The organism is Streptomyces sp. NPDC047108, assembly GCF_040643575.1.
GTDB lineage: Bacteria > Actinomycetota > Actinomycetes > Streptomycetales > Streptomycetaceae > Streptomyces.
The window spans coordinates 60,875-76,653 of record NZ_JBEYUP010000009.1 but is presented as its reverse complement, the minus strand read 5'-3'; the positions used below and the strand labels follow the sequence as shown (position 1 = coordinate 76,653).

At 73.1% G+C, this 15,779-nt stretch carries 11 protein-coding genes; 3 read left to right on the top strand and 8 right to left on the bottom strand.

What is annotated here, in order from left to right; all coding sequences use genetic code 11:
• Positions 1–169: 169 nt before the first annotated feature.
• On the bottom strand, positions 170–1,882 hold the full coding sequence (locus ABZ822_RS19710) for an AMP-binding protein (protein ID WP_360855293.1): 1,713 nt from the start codon (positions 1,880–1,882) through the stop codon (positions 170–172).
• Positions 1,879–3,570: an AMP-binding protein gene (locus ABZ822_RS19705; protein ID WP_360855290.1), complete on the bottom strand. Its 1,692-nt coding sequence runs from the start codon at positions 3,568–3,570 to the stop codon at positions 1,879–1,881. Before ABZ822_RS19705 ends, ABZ822_RS19710 begins: the two co-directional genes overlap by 4 nt.
• 90 nt (positions 3,571–3,660) lie before the next feature.
• On the opposite strand from ABZ822_RS19705, the gene ABZ822_RS19700 reads away from it, so the two are divergent.
• A complete protein-coding gene (locus ABZ822_RS19700) occupies positions 3,661–4,566 on the top strand; it encodes a helix-turn-helix transcriptional regulator (RefSeq protein ID WP_360855287.1) in 906 nt (301 codons plus the stop codon).
• Positions 4,567–4,687: 121 nt separating this feature from the next.
• Here ABZ822_RS19700 and ABZ822_RS19695 read toward each other — a convergent pair whose 3' ends face one another.
• A complete protein-coding gene (locus ABZ822_RS19695; protein ID WP_360855727.1) occupies positions 4,688–5,329 on the bottom strand; it encodes a DUF4230 domain-containing protein in 642 nt (213 codons plus the stop codon).
• A gap of 422 nt (positions 5,330–5,751) precedes the next feature.
• Between ABZ822_RS19695 and ABZ822_RS19690 the strand changes: the two genes are divergently transcribed.
• The gene (locus tag ABZ822_RS19690; RefSeq protein WP_360855284.1) at positions 5,752–6,525 is read left to right on the top strand and encodes a VOC family protein; all 774 of its coding nucleotides are present in this window, start codon (positions 5,752–5,754) and stop codon (positions 6,523–6,525) included.
• Positions 6,526–6,575: 50 nt separating this feature from the next.
• On the opposite strand, the gene ABZ822_RS19685 is transcribed toward ABZ822_RS19690, so the two are convergent.
• From ABZ822_RS19685 to ABZ822_RS19675, 3 genes are all read right to left on the bottom strand, one after another.
• Positions 6,576–7,712 carry a winged helix DNA-binding domain-containing protein gene (locus tag ABZ822_RS19685; protein ID WP_360855281.1) on the bottom strand — a complete coding sequence of 379 codons (1,137 nt, stop codon included), beginning with the start codon at positions 7,710–7,712 and terminating at the stop codon, positions 6,576–6,578.
• A 119-nt stretch (positions 7,713–7,831) separates the two neighbouring features.
• Positions 7,832–8,701, bottom strand: a complete 870-nt coding sequence (locus ABZ822_RS19680; RefSeq protein WP_360855278.1) for a PP2C family serine/threonine-protein phosphatase — start codon at positions 8,699–8,701, stop codon at positions 7,832–7,834.
• 149 nt (positions 8,702–8,850) lie between these two features.
• Positions 8,851–9,789: a hypothetical protein gene (locus ABZ822_RS19675; protein WP_360855275.1), complete on the bottom strand. Its 939-nt coding sequence runs from the start codon at positions 9,787–9,789 to the stop codon at positions 8,851–8,853.
• Positions 9,790–9,961: 172 nt separating this feature from the next.
• Between ABZ822_RS19675 and ABZ822_RS19670 the strand changes: the two genes are divergently transcribed.
• Positions 9,962–12,052, top strand: coding sequence for a M4 family metallopeptidase (locus tag ABZ822_RS19670; protein WP_360855272.1), 2,091 nt, complete (start codon positions 9,962–9,964; stop codon positions 12,050–12,052).
• A 595-nt stretch (positions 12,053–12,647) separates the two neighbouring features.
• Here ABZ822_RS19670 and ABZ822_RS19665 read toward each other — a convergent pair.
• Complete coding sequence (locus ABZ822_RS19665; RefSeq protein ID WP_360855269.1) at positions 12,648–13,448, bottom strand: hypothetical protein; 801 nt, start codon at positions 13,446–13,448, stop codon at positions 12,648–12,650.
• A 373-nt stretch (positions 13,449–13,821) separates the two neighbouring features.
• Positions 13,822–15,519: a PucR family transcriptional regulator ligand-binding domain-containing protein gene (locus ABZ822_RS19660; RefSeq protein ID WP_360855266.1), complete on the bottom strand. Its 1,698-nt coding sequence runs from the start codon at positions 15,517–15,519 to the stop codon at positions 13,822–13,824.
• Between the last annotated feature and the right edge of the window lie 260 nt (positions 15,520–15,779).

Genomic DNA, 15,779 nt, shown 5'->3' with positions numbered 1-15,779 from the left:
GCATGAGCGCGCGGCGCCCGCACCGGACCGTACGGAACCCGGTGCAGCGGCCGCGCGCCCGTAAGTCTGCCGGGCGATCGGACGCCCCCGCATGACGAACCCCCCGGCCGGACGGATCCGGACCGGGGGTTCGTCGCATACGAGGCGCGCTCCCGCGCCGGGTGCGGGGCTACGCGGGGGTGAGCCGGCCGGACGACGGACCCGGCGACTGCCCTTCCGGTGGCCGCCCCTCGGGCTGCTCACCCCGCGTCTGTCCCGGCGGCTGCTCCCGCGGCCGCTCCGCGAACGCCTCCCGCAGCTCGACCTTCCGGACCTTTCCGCTCACCGTCATCGGGAAGGACTCCATGATCCGGAGATGGCGCGGCACCTTGTAGTGCGCGAGCCGGCCGCGGCAGTAGCGGGCGAGTTCGTCCCGGGTGAGCGACTGGGCCGGGTCGCGCAGCACGACACAGGCGAGGATCTCCTCGCCGTACTTCTCGTCCGGCACGCCCACCACCTGCACGTCGGCGATCTTGGGGTGGGTGTGGAGGAACTCCTCGATCTCGCGCGGATAGACGTTCTCCCCACCGCGGATGATCATGTCCTTGATCCGGCCCACGATCTGCACGTAGTCGTCCTCGCGCATCACGGCGAGGTCGCCGGTGTGCATCCAGCGGCCCGCGTCGACCGCCTCCGCCGTCCGCTCCGGCTCCTCCCAGTAGCCGAGCATCACGCTGTAGCCGCGGGTGCACAGCTCTCCCGGTTCGCCGCGCTCCATCGTGCGTCCGCTCGCGGGGTCGACGACCTTCACCTCGATGTGCGGCAGCACCCGCCCGACCGTCCCCGTACGCCGCTCCAGGTCGTCGTCGCGCCGGGTCTGGGTGGAGACGGGGGAGGTCTCGGTCATCCCGTAGCAGATCGACACCTCGGCCATGTGCATCTCGGACATCACCCGCTTCATCACCTCCTCCGGGCACGGCGAGCCGGCCATGATCCCGGTGCGCAGGGAGGAGAGGTCGTACGTGGCGAAGTCCGGCAGGTTCAGCTCGGCGATGAACATCGTGGGCACGCCGTAGAGCGAGGTGCACTGCTCGCGCTCCACGGCGCTCAGTGTGGCCTCCGGGTCGAAGCTCGGGGCCGGGATGACGATGCAGGCGCCGTGGCTGGTGGCGCCGAGGTTGCCCATGACCATGCCGAAGCAGTGGTAGAAGGGCACCGGCAGGCACACGCGGTCCCGCTCGGTGTAGCCGATCATCTCCCCCACCCAGTACCCGTTGTTGAGGATGTTGTGGTGGGAGAGGGTGGCGCCCTTGGGGAAGCCGGTCGTGCCCGAGGTGTACTGGATGTTGACCGGGTCGTCGCAGCTCAGCTCCGCCGCCCTGGCCTCCAGCCGCTCGCGCGGCACCTGGGTGCCGGCCGCGATGAGGCCGTGCCACGTCGGGTCGCCGATGTAGACCACGTCGCGCAGGGCCGGGCAGTCTGAGCGGACCTGCTCGACCATCCGGCGGTAGTCGCTGGTCCTGTGGGCCACGGATGCGACCAGCACCTCGGTGCCGGCCTGCTTCAGCACGTACGCCAGCTCGTGGACGCGGTAGGCCGGGTTGATGTTGACCATGATCGCGCCGATGCGCGCGGTCGCGTACTGGACCAGGACCCACTCGGCGCAGTTGACCGCCCAGATCCCGACCCGGACGCCCTTGCGCACGCCCTTGGCGAGCAGGCCGAGCGCCACGTCGTCCACGGCGCGGCCGAACTCGGCGTAGGTCCAGCGCCGCCCGGTCGGGATGTCGACGAGGGCCTCGCGGTCGGGGTGCGCCGCGACGACGCGGTCCAGATTGGCCCCGATGGTGTCGCCCAGCAGCGGTCCGGTACCGATGCCGCTGCTGTAGGAGAGCTCGGTCATGTGTGGTCCCCTTCGCGGTACTCGGCAGCGCTTCCCTCAGGAGTACGGGCGGTGCGCTCACGCAGTTCGATACGCCGGATCTTCCCCGAAACCGTCTTGGGCAATTCCGCGAATTCGATCCGGCGGACGCGTTTGTAGGGCGCGAGGACCTCGCGCGAGTGCGCGAAGAGCGCCTTCGCCGTCTCCGGGCCGGGCTCCCAGCCCGCGGCCAGCACGATGTACGCCTTGGGCACGGCCAGTCGTACGGGGTCCGGCGCGGGCACGACGGCGGCCTCCGCGACCGCATCGTGCTCCAGCAGCGCGCTCTCCAGCTCGAACGGGGAGATCTTGTAGTCGGACGCCTTGAAGACGTCGTCGGAGCGGCCGACGTAGGTGATGTAGCCGTCCTCGTCGCGCGAGCCGATGTCACCCGTTCGGTAGTAGCCGCCGGCCATGGCCTCGGCCGTGCGCTCCGGATCGCCGTGATAGCCCGTCATCAGGCCGACCGGGGCGCCGGCCTCCCCGGTCAGGTCGAGGCAGATCTCGCCCTCGTCGCCGGGTTCGCCGCTGACCGGGTCGAGCAGCGCGACCGTGAAGCCCGGGGTCGGCCGGCCCATGGAGCCGGTCTTCAGGGGCTGGCCGGGGGTGTTGGCGACCTGCACGGCCGTCTCCGTCTGCCCGAACCCGTCGCGGACGGTCACGCCCCAGGCGTCCCGGACCCGTTCGATGACCTCCGGATTGAGCGGCTCCCCCGCGGCGACGACCTCGCGCGGGGGCGTGCGGAGCTGGGTGAGGTCGGCCTGGATGAGCATGCGCCAGACGGTGGGCGGCGCGCAGAAGCTCGTCACGGCACAGCGGTCCATCTCCGCCATGAGGCGGGCGGCGTCGAAGCGCGTGTAGTTGTGGATGAAGACGGTCGCCTCGGCGTTCCAGGGGGCGAAGAGGTTGCTCCAGGCGTGCTTGGCCCAGCCGGGCGAGGAGATGTTGAGGTGGACGTCCCCGGGGCGCAGCCCGATCCAGTACATCGTGGACAAATGTCCCACGGGGTACGACACATGGGTGTGCTCGACCAGCTTGGGCCGGGCCGTCGTGCCGGAGGTGAAGTAGAGCATCAGCGGGTCGGAGGCGCCGGTGGGCCCGTCCGGCGCGAAGTCCGCGGACGCGCCGTACGCGTCCTCGTACGCCAGCCAGCCCGCCTCGGCGCCGCCCACGGAGATCCGGGTGTAGCCGCCCGGCACGTCCGCGAACTTGGCCGCGTCCTCGGCCCGCACGACCACATGCCGCGCCTTGCCGCGCTCCACCCGGTCCGTCAGGTCGAGCGGGCCGAGCAGCGGGGTGGCGGGGATGACGACGGCGCGCAGCTTCATCGCGGCGAGCGCGGTCTCCCACAGCTCGGCCTGGTTGCCGAGCATGACGACGATGCGGTCCCCGGCCCGTACGCCGTGCTCGCGCAGCCAGTTGGCGACCCGGTCCGAACGGGTGCGCATCTCCGCGAACGTGATGCGGGCCTCGGTGCCGTCCTCCTCGACGATGTGCAGGGCGGGGCGGTCGTTTCCCTCGGCGATCCGGTCGAACCAGTCCAGCGCCCAGTTGAAGCGCTCGGGACGCGGCCAGCGGAAACCGGCATAGGCCGCGCCGTAGTCTCTACCATGCCGGAGCAGGAAATCCCGGGCCTCCCGGAACTCTTCCGTCGCACCGGTGTCCGCCATGTGTCCTCCTCATTGCCGGACCGCTGACTAGCATCGTGTAATCAGTGACCTGGGTCTCACTACCCCCGGAAGGGGGTGAAGGAGTTGGCGGTGACGCAGACGGGCGAAGCGGCGGAGGTGCGGGCGGCGCTGCTGAACCTGCGCCGCACCAGCGGCCTGCCGATCGCGTTCGGCGGACTTCTGGAGGACAACCGGCAGTTCCGCATCGGCGAGCTGAGCGGCGCGAGAAGCACCGCGCTGCGCGGGCTCGTGGTGGCGACGGGCAACGGCCTGGGCGGCAAGTCGCTCGCCCTCACCCGCCCGGTGGCGGTCTCGGACTACCAGGCCTCACGCGCCATCAGCCACGAGTACGACGCGGCCGTGGCCATGGAGGGGCTGGGTGCGGTCCTCGCGGTGCCCGTGGTCGTACGGCGCCGGGTGCGCGGGGTGCTCTACGGCGCGGTGCGCGAGCCGCTGAACCTCGGCGACCGCACGCTGAGCGCCGCGGTCGAGGCCGCCCGAGAACTGGAACAGGCGCTGGCCATACGGGACGCCGCGCAGCGGCTGCTGGCCTCCCGCCCGGTGGCCACTGGTGACGCCGGGCATCCGCTCGGGGCCGCCGCGTGGGAGGAGGTCCGCGAGGCGTACGGCGCCCTGCGGGCCCTGGCGCCGCGGGTGGCCGACCCGGACCTGCAGGAGCAGATCCTCACGGTCTGCGGGCGGCTGGCCGCAGCCGCGAGCCCGGACGTCCGCACGGCCGGCGCCGGTGCGGACCGCCTGGGGCCGCCGGGCGAGCCCGACCCCCGGGTCCCGGCGCAGCGCGTCCGGCTCGCACCCCGCGAACTGGACGTGCTGTCCTGCGTCGCGGCCGGGGTGACCAACGCGACGGCCGCGGAGCGGCTGGGGCTGCGGCCGGAGACGGTGAAGGGCTATCTGCGCTCGGCGATGCGCAAGCTGGGCGCCCACACCCGCCTGGAGGCCGTCGTCGCGGCCCGGCGGGTGGGGCTGCTGCCCTGAAGGGGTCCGGCCGGAGGGCTCAGGGCCCGCCTGTGAAACCGCAGGACCTGCCCTGGGCACCCGAGGGCCGAGGGCCCCGCCCGTGAACCGTGGGCTCAAGGCTTGCCCGTGAACCGTGGGCTCAGGGCTTGCCCGTGAAGGTGACGGAGACGTCTTCGAAGCCCAGGGACCGCAGCAGATTCTCCAGCATGCGCCGGGTGTTGGACTCCGCGCGCCCCACCAGGTCGCTCTCCTCGGCCGCCTTGCCGATGTGCTTCACGGCCACCTTGCGCACCTCCTGCTCGTCGCCGGGGTTGCCGCTGAAGGCGTCGCCCACGCGGTCGAGGAGCCCGCGCTCCCGCGCCACGACGTAGCTGCGCTCCACGTCCAGGTCGGGCTTCTTCAGGTGCGCCCGCGGCAGCCGCAGTGTGGCTCCCTTGCGGTCCTCGGTGACCGCGACGGCGTCCTTGTCGAGCGCACCGAGGTCGACGTACGCGCCGACGCTGCCGGTGCCGACGAACAGCGTGCGGTTGCCGCGCACCGCGTCGGGCAGGAAGCGCGCGTCCTTGTCCAGGTCGACCACGACCTGGAAGTTGCCGGAGGCCGCCTCGTACCGGCTCATGTCCTGTACGGACTTCAGTACGGCCGGTCCCGTGCGGTCCTCGGTCTCCGTCCCGAAGGGGTTTTCCAGGCCCGGCAGCAGCCGGAGTTGCCCCGCCGCCACCACGAGGACGAGCAGGACGACCAGCGACAGAGGGGCCGCGAACCACCACGGCAGGCCCAGGCGTGGGCGGCGCGGGGGGTGCGGGGGGTGCGGGGGGGTCGAGGGTGCGGGAGCCGCGGGTTCGCCACGGGGCTCCCTGGTGTCGCCCGGGGAATCCCCCGGACCGGTTGATTCTTCGTGAGCGACAGCATGGGACCGGCGCGGCAATGCCATCTCGCAGGCACCTCCAGGGAGATGGGAACCGTTCGGCGGTGCGTGTACCCGCCGCGACCGCGTCCATGGGGCATCGGCGCGGGGCGCGGGCGCGGGGGCGCGCGGACGGGTGCGCGGGACAGGGCACGAGCGCGCGGGGACGTCATGGCGCGGGTGACGGGAGGCGCAGGCGCGGGTGACGGGGTGCGGAGCCGCGGGTGACGGGGTGCGGAGGCGGCGCCCCGGGTCCACGCTGAGGATGTACCTCGTACGGACGGAGGGGATCGTTCATGCTCAGCACGCAGTTCGCTCCGGGCGCTCCCAACTGGGTCGACCTCGGCACCCCGGACCTGGGGGCGGTCACGGCGTTCTACGGCGGCCTCTTCGACTGGGAGGTCCGCGGACACGGTCCGGATGCGGGCGACTACGCCGAGTTCCTGCTCGACGGGCGGCGCATCGCCGGCGTCGGGCCGCTGACGGAGGAGGGCGCGGCGAGCGCCTGGACGGTGTACTTCCACACCACCGACGCCGACGCGACGGCGAAGACGGTCGAGCAGGCGGGCGGAGCGGTGCGCGTCCCGCCGATGGATGTGTTCAGCGAGGGGCGGATGGCCGCGTTCACCGACCCGGGAGGCGCACCGTTCGCGTCCTGGCAGCCGCGCGACCACCCGGGCTTCCAGCGGGCCAACGTCCCGGGGACGCTGTGCTGGGCCGAGTTGCACACCCCGGAGCCGGACGGCTCGCGCGCGTTCTACGGGACGGTGTACGGCTGGGAGGCCGAGGAGCGGCCGTTCGCGGGCATCACCTACACCGTGCTGCATCTCGCCGACGGCGGGCCGGAGTCCGCCTTCGGCGGCATCGTGGGTCTCGCGCCGCCGGCCGGGGTGCGGGCGCACTGGCTGCCGTACTTCGAGGTGGAGGACTGCGACGAGACCGCGGGGCGGAGCGAGTCGCTGGGCGGCTCGATCGGGCTGCACCCGGTGGAGGCGGAGGGAGTCGGGCGCTTCGCGCGGCTCACCGATCCGTGCGGGGCGGACTTCGCGGTGATCACGAGCGCGACCTGACCACCTGACCCGCCGTCGTCCGCTGGCCCTCGCCCCGTATCCCCTTCCGCTCAGCGCGAGTTCCCGGTGACGCGCACATCGTGTGCGGCACCGGGGGCGACGAAGTCCAGCAGGCGGGCGCCCTCCTCCTCGACGCCCGCGTGCTCCGCGCGCGTCAGCGGCTCGAAGGGGTCGACGACCAGCACGGCCGCCGCGCCGGACCGCTCCCTCTCGATGCGCCATACGCCCCGGATGAAGCCGTCGGCGAGGACGACGCTGAACGCCTGGTTGCCCTTCCAGATGCGGTCGCGGAAGGTGTCCGCGATGATCCGCGTACGGTCGTGGTGAGACAGGAAGAGGTTGTCGAACTGGGGCAGGAACCGTACGGGTGCGGGCGTCTCGGGGTCCGGCAGCGGACCGTCCGGCACGTCGTACAGCTCTGCGCCGCGCTCGTCGCGGAAGGTGCGCAGCCGGGGCCGCATACGGTCCACGACCTCCCGCAGCCGCGTCAGCCCGGACCAGACCTGCAGATCGCGTACGGATGCCGGGCCGAACGCCGCCAGACAGCGCTCCAGCACCCCTTCCAGGGCATCGGCGGCCGGTTCGCCGGGCGCCTCCCCGAGCCACTGCTCGACGGTGGTGTGCCGGGCGAGGCCGCCCTGCCCCCACAACCCGCGCGGCGGCACCTGGACGAGGGGCAGCCGGGCCCGGGCGGCCATCGACAGGGTGAGCTGGTCGTGCCCGGGCCACAGCTCGGCGAGCGCCGTGCCCAGCTCGCTGAACGTCAGCGGCCGCTCCTCCACCAGGCCCCGCGCCACCTCGGTGAGCCGCGCCAGGTCCACGCCCTCGGCCCGCTTGCGGAAGGAGCCGCGGAAGCGCCGCTCCTGCAGCTCCTGGAGCAGTGGCCGCAGGGTGAGGCAGTCCCGCGCGGTGACCAGGTGGAGGGTGGAGCGCTGGAGCGCGATCCGTACGGTGCGGCGGCTCGCGAGCAGGTCGGAGAGATCCTCGGGGCGGAAGTCCTCGAGCCGCGCCCACAGCGCGTGGTACGGGACCTCGGGGACCTGGGCGTGCACACCGACCAGGTGCTCGACGGCGTCGGCTGCGGGCATCCGGGTCCGGCGCAGGAGGAGCTGACGCTCGAGGAAGGCCCGGTTGAGTGCCCGGGTGGTCAGGGCTGCGGACGCGGCGGTGCCGGTGGGCTGGCTCATGACGCCCACGCTAGGCGGGGCCGCGGACAGTCTCTGTCCGCATCGGCGGGGCAGCGGGGTCTGCGGGCGCGCGGGGTCCGCGGGCGCGCGGGGTCCGCTGTTCGCCGGTCAGTCGCCGGTCAGTCACCGATGCGAACGGCGGCGAGCGTGATGTTGTCGGGGCCGCCCGCGTCCATGGCGGCTTTCCACAGCTCGAACGCGGCCCGGCCGTCGGCGTGTTCGCGCAGCACGCTCTCGATCGCGTCGTCCGGCACGGGGTCGGTCAGGCCGTCCGAACAGACCAGATGGCGGGTCCCGGCGGTCAGCGGGGCGCTGGAGACGTGCGGGTCGACGGGGCTGAAGTCGGGCGTGCCGCCGAGGGTCTGCGTGACGACGGTCGTGGTGCGCTGCCCCGGGGCGAGCGGTGGGTTGTCGTCCACGCTCAGCTCCCGCAGCCGCTGCTCGCCCTCGCCCCCGCCGTCTCCGTTCCCGCCCTCGTCGCCGTTCTTGCCGTTCTTGCCGTTCTTGCCGCCCTTGCCGTGCTTGCCGCCCTTGCCGTCCTCGCCGTCCTCGCCGTCCTCGCCGTCCTCGCCGTCCAGGGCGTAGACGCGGCTGTCCCCCACGTTGAAGCTGATGATCCGCTCCTCGGTGACGACGAGCCCCGCGACCGTCGTCCCCATCATGATCAGGTCGGGGTCGTCGTCGGCGGCGGCGTAGACGGCGCGGTTGCAGCCCCCCAGCGCGTCGCGCACCGCCTCCTCGCTGTCCAGGTCCGGCCCGATCCGCGAGAGGCGGCGGACGACCATGGCGCTGGCCACCTCGCCCGCCGGGTGGCCGCCGAGCCCGTCCGCGACGGCGACGACCAGCGGGGTGCCGAGCGGGAAGAGCAGGGTCTGGGGGCTCTCGGTGACCGTGCTGCACAGGGTCCAGGGACCGACGACGAGGCTGTCCTCGTTCCGGTCGCGCAGCAGCCCGGTGTGGCTCAGCGCGCTCACGACGACGTAGGCCATGGCTGGTCATCGCCTCCCGGCGGATCCGGAACGCCCGTGCTCCGCTTCCTCCATTGTGCGGCCCCCGCCGGCGGCCCGCCCGGACGCACAGGTGCGGGACCGCGGCGGCGGCCGGCGCCGCGCCCCCGAGCCGATCCGGGAGAGGCTGCCTACACCCACTCCCACCGCATCGAGTGGAATCCGGGCGCGGGGTTCTGGACGACCAGGTGCGTACGGCCCGAGCTGCTGATCCACACCGGGTCGACGCTCGGCAGCGGCGCCATGACCGACGGGCCGGCGCAGCGATGGCAGCGGACGGGGACCGCGGCCGGGTCGAAGGCGACCTCCAGCGTGTAGAGGCTGGCCGTGGCGCGGAATCCGCGGCCGCACTCGTGGGACGGGGCGCCGGTCGTGCGGTACGCGAGGGTGTACTCGACGACCGATGTCTCGCCCTCGGCGAGCACCTGGTCGAGGAACAGCTCGGTCGCGGCGATCGGGACCGTGGGATCCGCCCGGACCCGTCCGGGCCGGGCGTTGCGCACGTCGAGCAGTTCGGGAAGTCCGCGGGCGGGGTCGTCGCCGCGCGTGATGATCACGCACCGGTCCACGCGCTCGCGCTCGGCCCGCAGCACCAGGGTCGTACGGCAGCCCGACTCGGCGCCGTTGGCGTCGAGTTCGAAGCGGTCGTGGGCCGCGAGGCGGGTGAGGCCGTCGTCGGCGGGGCCCATGTCGCCCAGGAGTCCGGGCAGGCTCTCGTACCCCTGCCAGAGGCGCGCGGTCTCCAGGACGTCCAGCTCGCGGTTGGTCCAGCGACCGCGCGGGCGCTGCGGTCCGATGAGCGAGACCAGCGCGTCGGTGGGCACGTCCAGCAACTCCTCGAGCAGCCGGACCGCCTGGCGCGAGCGGGGGCGCTCGGGGCGGCTGCGCCCGCGCCGCCAGTAGCTCAGGGTCGTGACGCTGACCTCGACGCCCCGGAGCGCGAGGCGGTGCTGAATCCGGTCCAGGCTCAGACCACTTGCGCGGATCGCACGGTCGAGGGCGGCTTCGAAGGGCCCGTTGCGCAGTGCGTCCATCAGATCGGCGGGCAGGGCCCGTGAACCGGTTACCACGATCACCTCCGCGCCAACGTGGTCACGCTGTGAACAGTTTTGACCATAGCTTCCGGGTCCACGGGTGTCGCCCCTGGTGAGCAAATGTCATGCCCTTTTCACAGACATCCGCAATTAACAGAGTTGGGATCTCGTTGACCGGGAGTTGTCCCGGGGAGCACGCTCCCGCTCCATGAAGAGACCCTTCCTCGTGGGATCCCTGGCGGTTGCCGCCGGCGGTCTCCTGATATCCCTGGCGGGAGTCCCCGCCTCCGCGGCCGAGGACCCCCGGCCGTCCCCACCGAAGGCGAGCACGAGCGAGGCACTGCGGGACGCCAAGCAGTCGGTGGCCGACCATCCCCGTGCGGTCAAGGCGAGTTCGTCCGACACGTTCTCCTCCCAGGCCGTACGGATCGACAAGGACGGCACACGCCACGTCCACCTCGACCGCACCTACCAGGGCCTTCCGGTGCTCGGCGGTGACGTCGTCGTCCACTCGGCCCCCGACGGCAATCTGCGCGAGACCACCCTGACCCTCAAGTCGCCCCTGTCGCTGTCGACCGACGCGAAGGTGAGCGCGAAGAAGGCCGAGAAGACCGCCGTGAAACGGTTCAAGGCCAAGCGCGGCACCACGCACACGACCTCGTCGAAGCTGGTCGTCGACGCCCTCTCCGGCAAGCCCCGCCTCGTCTGGCAGGTCGTCGTCGACGGCATCGCCCCCGACCAGTCACCCAGCCACCTCAACGTGCTGGTCGACGCCAGGACCGGCAAGACCGTCCGCACCTGGAACGACTTCCACACCGCCGACGGCACCGGCCACGGCTTCCAGGTCGGCGACGTGACCGTCGGCACCACCGCCGTCTCCGGCGGCTACCAGCTCAAGGACGGCGCCCGGGGCAACGGCGAGACGCGCGACGCGCAGAACCTCACCGCGCCCAACGACATCCCGCCCGCCGGCTGGGGCAAGGCGTTCACCGACACGGACAACGTGTGGGGCAACGGCGCACTCACCGACCGCGCCACCACCGCCGTCGACGCCCACTACGGCATCCAGCAGACCTGGGACTACTTCAAGTCCGTGCACGGCCGCAACGGCATCAAGAACGACGGTGTCGGCGCCCGCTCCTTCGTCCACTACGGACAGAACTACGACAACGCGGGCTGGGACGACACCAGCTTCAGCATGATCTACGGCGACGGGGCGCCCGGCCAGAAGCCGTTCACCCAACTCGACGTCGCCGGCCACGAGATGAGCCACGGCGTCACCTCGGCCACCGCCGACCTGGTCTACGAGAGCGAGTCCGGCGGGCTCAACGAGTCCACCAGCGACATCTTCGGCACCCTCGTCGAGTTCAACGCGAACAACCCCGAGGACGCCCCCGACTACCTCATCGGCGAGAAGATCGACATCCGCGGTGACGGCACCCCGCTGCGCTGGATGGACGACCCGAAGAAGGACGGCGTCTCGCAGAGCTGCTGGACCACCAACACCAAGAACCTGGACCCGCACTTCTCCTCGGGCGTCGGCAACCACTTCTTCTACCTGCTCGCCGCCGGCTCCGGCCAGTCCAGCTGGGGCAACAGCCCGACCTGCAACGGCGCCGCCGGCGTCACCGGGATCGGCAACGCGGCGGCCGGCAAGATCTGGTACCGCACGCTCACCACGTACCTGACCTCCGGCAGCACCTACGCCGCCGCCCGCACCGGCAGCATCAAGGCCTCCATCGACCTGTACGGCGCGAGCAGCACCCAGTGCGCGGCGGTGGAGAAGGCGTGGAGCGCCGTGGCCGTCGCCGCGACCGCCACGACCTGCGGCACCACCACGCCCGGCGGCTCCAACCTGCTGAAGAACCCCGGCTTCGAGTCGGGGACGGCGAACTGGACCGCCACCAACGGCGTGATCACCAACAGCGCCGACGGGGCCCCGTTCGCGGGCTCGTACTACGCCTGGCTGAACGGCTACGGCAGCGCGCACACCGACACGCTGTCCCAGTCGGTGGCCGTCCCGTCCTCGGGTTCGCCGAAGCTCGGCTTCCACCTCGCCATCGACACGGCGGAGACCGGCTCGACGGCGTACGACACGCTCAAGGCCCAGGTCGTCTCGGGCAGCACGACGACCACCCTGGCCACGTACTCCAACACCTCGCCGAGCGGCTACACCCAGCGGACGCTCGACCTGTCGGCGTACAAGGGCAAGACGGTGACGATCAAGTTCACCGGCACGGAGGACGGGTCGAAGGCGACCAGCTTCCTGATCGACGACACGGCGGTGACCACGGGCTGACCGTGCCACCCCTGGGCGGCTGAACTCCCCGCGTCGGCCGCGGCCCGGGCGGGTGCCAACGGCACCCGCCCGGGCTCTCGTCGGGACGTGCGGGGGCACGCGGCGGCCGCTGGGTCCTTGCGCGGCGGCCGCACAGGACCAGGCGGCCGCCGCGCAGAGCAAAGCCGTTCGCGCCGGGGCACGCAGCGGTCACGCCGGAACCGGCTTTCGCGTCGGACCCAACTTTCGCGTCGGGGCGCCAGCCCCGGTCGGCGGCCAGGTGCCGCTCCCAGCACAGCAGGTTCCCGAAGTAGTCCTCCCCCGCCTTCGTCCACGTGCGTTGTCGCGCAGCACCGAGATCGCTGCCTGCAGACGCGTCCACGCGCCGTCCCGCCGCTCGCGGACCTCGGCGGAAGCGCCGCGCTCGGCGGAAGCGCCGGGCTCGGCCCACCACCGGTTCAGGCCGGCGGTCATCCGCGCCAGGACGCGCGGGACGCGCGGCGGTCGGGCGTCGCGGGTGCGGTGATCCGAGGGACGCGAGGCGGACGGGAGTTCCGAGGTGATCCGGAGGGCCGGAGGTGATCCGGAGAGCCCGAGGTGATCCGGAGGAGCGTGGCTAGGCCGCCGCCTCCGGGGCCAACTGGTCGGCGAGCCACGTCGGTACGCCGCCCAGCAGGCGGAACAGCCGCGCCGCCTCCTCCCGCAGCCGGGACGCCTCCGGCTCCGGCTCGGCTCCCGCCAGCGCCACGAGCGCCGGTGCCGTGCCGACGAGGTAGCCCAACTCCTCGCGGATGCGCAGGGATTCGGCGAACCCGTGCCGGGCCTCGGCCAGTTCGCCGTCGCGCAGCGCGAGTCCGGCCAGATGCCGGTACGTGAAGGAGCACAGCAGCCGGTCACCCTGCGCGGTGGCGCCCGCGTGGGCGCGGCGGTAGGCGGCCTCGGCGGCCTGCGGGCTGTCCGCGAGGTGCTCGGCGATCAGGCCGCGCCGGAAGTCCAGCATCGGGCGGCCCTGGGCGGCGGGCGCCAGCAGGGCGGCCGCTCTGCCGAGGGCCGCGCGGGCCTCGTCGGCGCGGTCGCGGACGCCGAGGACCGTGGCCGCGTATGCCAGGTGCCCGCGCTCGCAGGCGGCCGCGCCCCGCTCGTCGTCGGAGGTCGCCAGCGCCTCGGCGGCGCGCAGCGCGTCCTCCGCATCGGACCAGCCCGCCGCGGTGAACAGGCAGCGTTCGCCCAGCAGGGCCGCGCGCTGCAGGGCCACGGCAGGGTCATGCGCGGCGTGCGGTGCGAGCAGCCCCGCCGCGTCGTCCCAGCAGCCGCGCGAGCGCAGCCGCCAGACGGCGATGCTGCGCGGATGCTGCGCGTGCTCCCGGTCGGCCGTGTCCGGCCTTCCCGGTGGTCCCGATCGTCCCGAACGTGACATGGCGGTATCCGCCACATTCCCTCCCCAAGCGCGCCGTCGAGCCGGAAGCCTGGGCGAATCTCAGCACGGATTCCGCGGCGGTGGATAGAGGATGAGTGAATTCGTTCACAATCTTGTGGGGGCCGTGGACGCGTATCGCCCGGACGAGCGATACCCGTTCGGCCATCGCCGGGCGGGAGTTCAGGCCAGTGTCCGGTCAGCGCCGTTCCGGCGCGCGATCCCCCGGACTCGCGGCCTCCGCCGCCGGGGCCGTGCGCCGGGCGCTGCCGGTTCCCTGCCGGGAGCCGCGGGACGGGCGCTGGTACGGCGATCGGCACCCGGAGGGCCTCGGACGCTCACGCGGAGCGCCGCCCTCGGGACCCCCGTCGCGCGGTCAACTCATGCGCAGCGCAAGGAAGAAGTCCAGCTTGTCCTCGAGCCGCGACAGATCACGCCCCGTCAACTGCTCGATTCGCCCGATGCGGTACCGCAACGTGTTGACGTGCAGATGCAGCCGCCCGGCGCACCGCGTCCACGAGCCGTCGCTGTCCAGGAACGCCTCCAGCGTCGGGATCAGCTCGGCGCGGTGCCTGCGGTCGTAGTCCCGCAGCGGATCCAGCAGCCGCGCCGTGAACGCCCGGCGGACGTCGTCAGGGACGAACGGCAGCAGCAGTACGTGCGAGGCCAGCTCCTGGTGTCCAGCCGCGCACACCCGTCCCTTGCGCGCCGCCGCGACCCGCCGCGCATGGCGGGCCTCCTCCAGCGCACCGCGCAGGCCCTCCGCGGAGTGCACGACCGCGCTGACCCCGATGGTCAGCCGTCCGTCGCCGTCGAGCCCGCGCCCCAGCGGTTCGGCGACCGCGGCCAGCAGGTCCTCGGCCCGCAGCCCCGGAGCCTCCTTGTCCTCGCCGTCGGGCAGCGACGGCAGCGGCACCAGCGCGACGGCCTCCTCCCCCGTGTGGGCCACGGCGATACGGTCCGACGGCTCGGGTCCCCCGGACGCGGGGTCCACGAGGATCTCCTCGAGCAGCGCCTGGGTGATCGGGCCGCTGTCGAGGCCGGAGCCTTCCCACTCGACCCGGGCCACCACCACCTGCCAGTGCGGCGCGGTGCCCAGGCCGGGCAGCAGGACGGGGGCGGCGACCCGCAGGCGTGCGGCGATCTCGGCCGGGGGCGCGGCGGCCTGCACCAGCTCCAGCACCTCCTGGGCCAGCCGGCGCCGCACCGTACGGGCCGCGTCCCTGCGCTCCCGCTCCACCGCGATGAGCTGGGTGACGCCCTGCAGCAGGTCGAGCCGCTCGGCGGGCCAGTCCCCCGCGTCGGCCTCGACGGCCAGCAGCCAGTCCGAGAGCACGGTCTCGCGCGCGTCCACCGCCGCGGCGGGCCCCTGGCCCGCGGAGGGGCGGCCGCCGGAGCTGCGGATGGGGAACAGCGAGTAGGTCCCGGCCTGCGTGACCAGGCGGTACGGTCCCCGGCGCCCGGTGCGCACCGCCGCCAGGTGCTCTCCGGCCAGGGCCGGGCACAGGGGGGCGGGGAGGGTCGCGCCGGTCCCGTCGGCCCCGGCACCGGCGATCCGGCGGCCGGTCGGCGAGAGCACCCAGGCGCGCAGGTCCAGGTCGGTGCCGAGCAGGTCGAGGACCACCTCGGGCCCGCCGCCCGCGGGCCCGGCGGTCATCATCTTCCGGTGCCGCTCCACGACCGCGGCGAGGTCACCGGCGCGCTCCCCGGAGACCTGGCGCACCACGTGCTCGGTGATCGAGGCGAAGGACACCGCCTCGTCCACGGCGAACAGCGGCAGCCGGTGCCGGGCGCAGGCCACGACCAGGTCGTCGGGCACGGAGCCGAACTCCGCCTCACCGGCCGCGAGCCCGCTCACCCCGTTCTGTACGAGGATCCGTACGAAGGGCTCGGAGTCCTGCGGTCTGCGGTGCCAGGCGAGGCCGGTCAGCACCAGCTCGCCGCCCGACAGATAGCGGCTGGGGTCGCGCAGGTCGGTGGTCATCACGCCGCGCACGGTGCGGTCCAGCTCGTCCTCGCCGCCCAGCAGCCGCAGGCCCAGGGTGCCGGTCTCCAGCAGTGCGCGCAGCCGCATCTCCTCGCCGCCGATCTTCGTGTGTGGTCGAAGGTTCCTGTGGGGCCGTGAGGCCCCGTCGCGGGGGTTCCGTGCCTCCCGGCCGGGCCCGCCGGGACGATGCCGCGAGATGTCCCGCCCCCGTCTTTCGTTCGAATCTACAAGACCGGGGCCGTGCCCACCCAACCGCTTCATGGTTTCGGTGACTGCACCCGGCCGGGTGCAGGTCGGTGTACTGGCTCCACGGCGCGTGAACAGGACATGAACAACCAGCCCGGGAC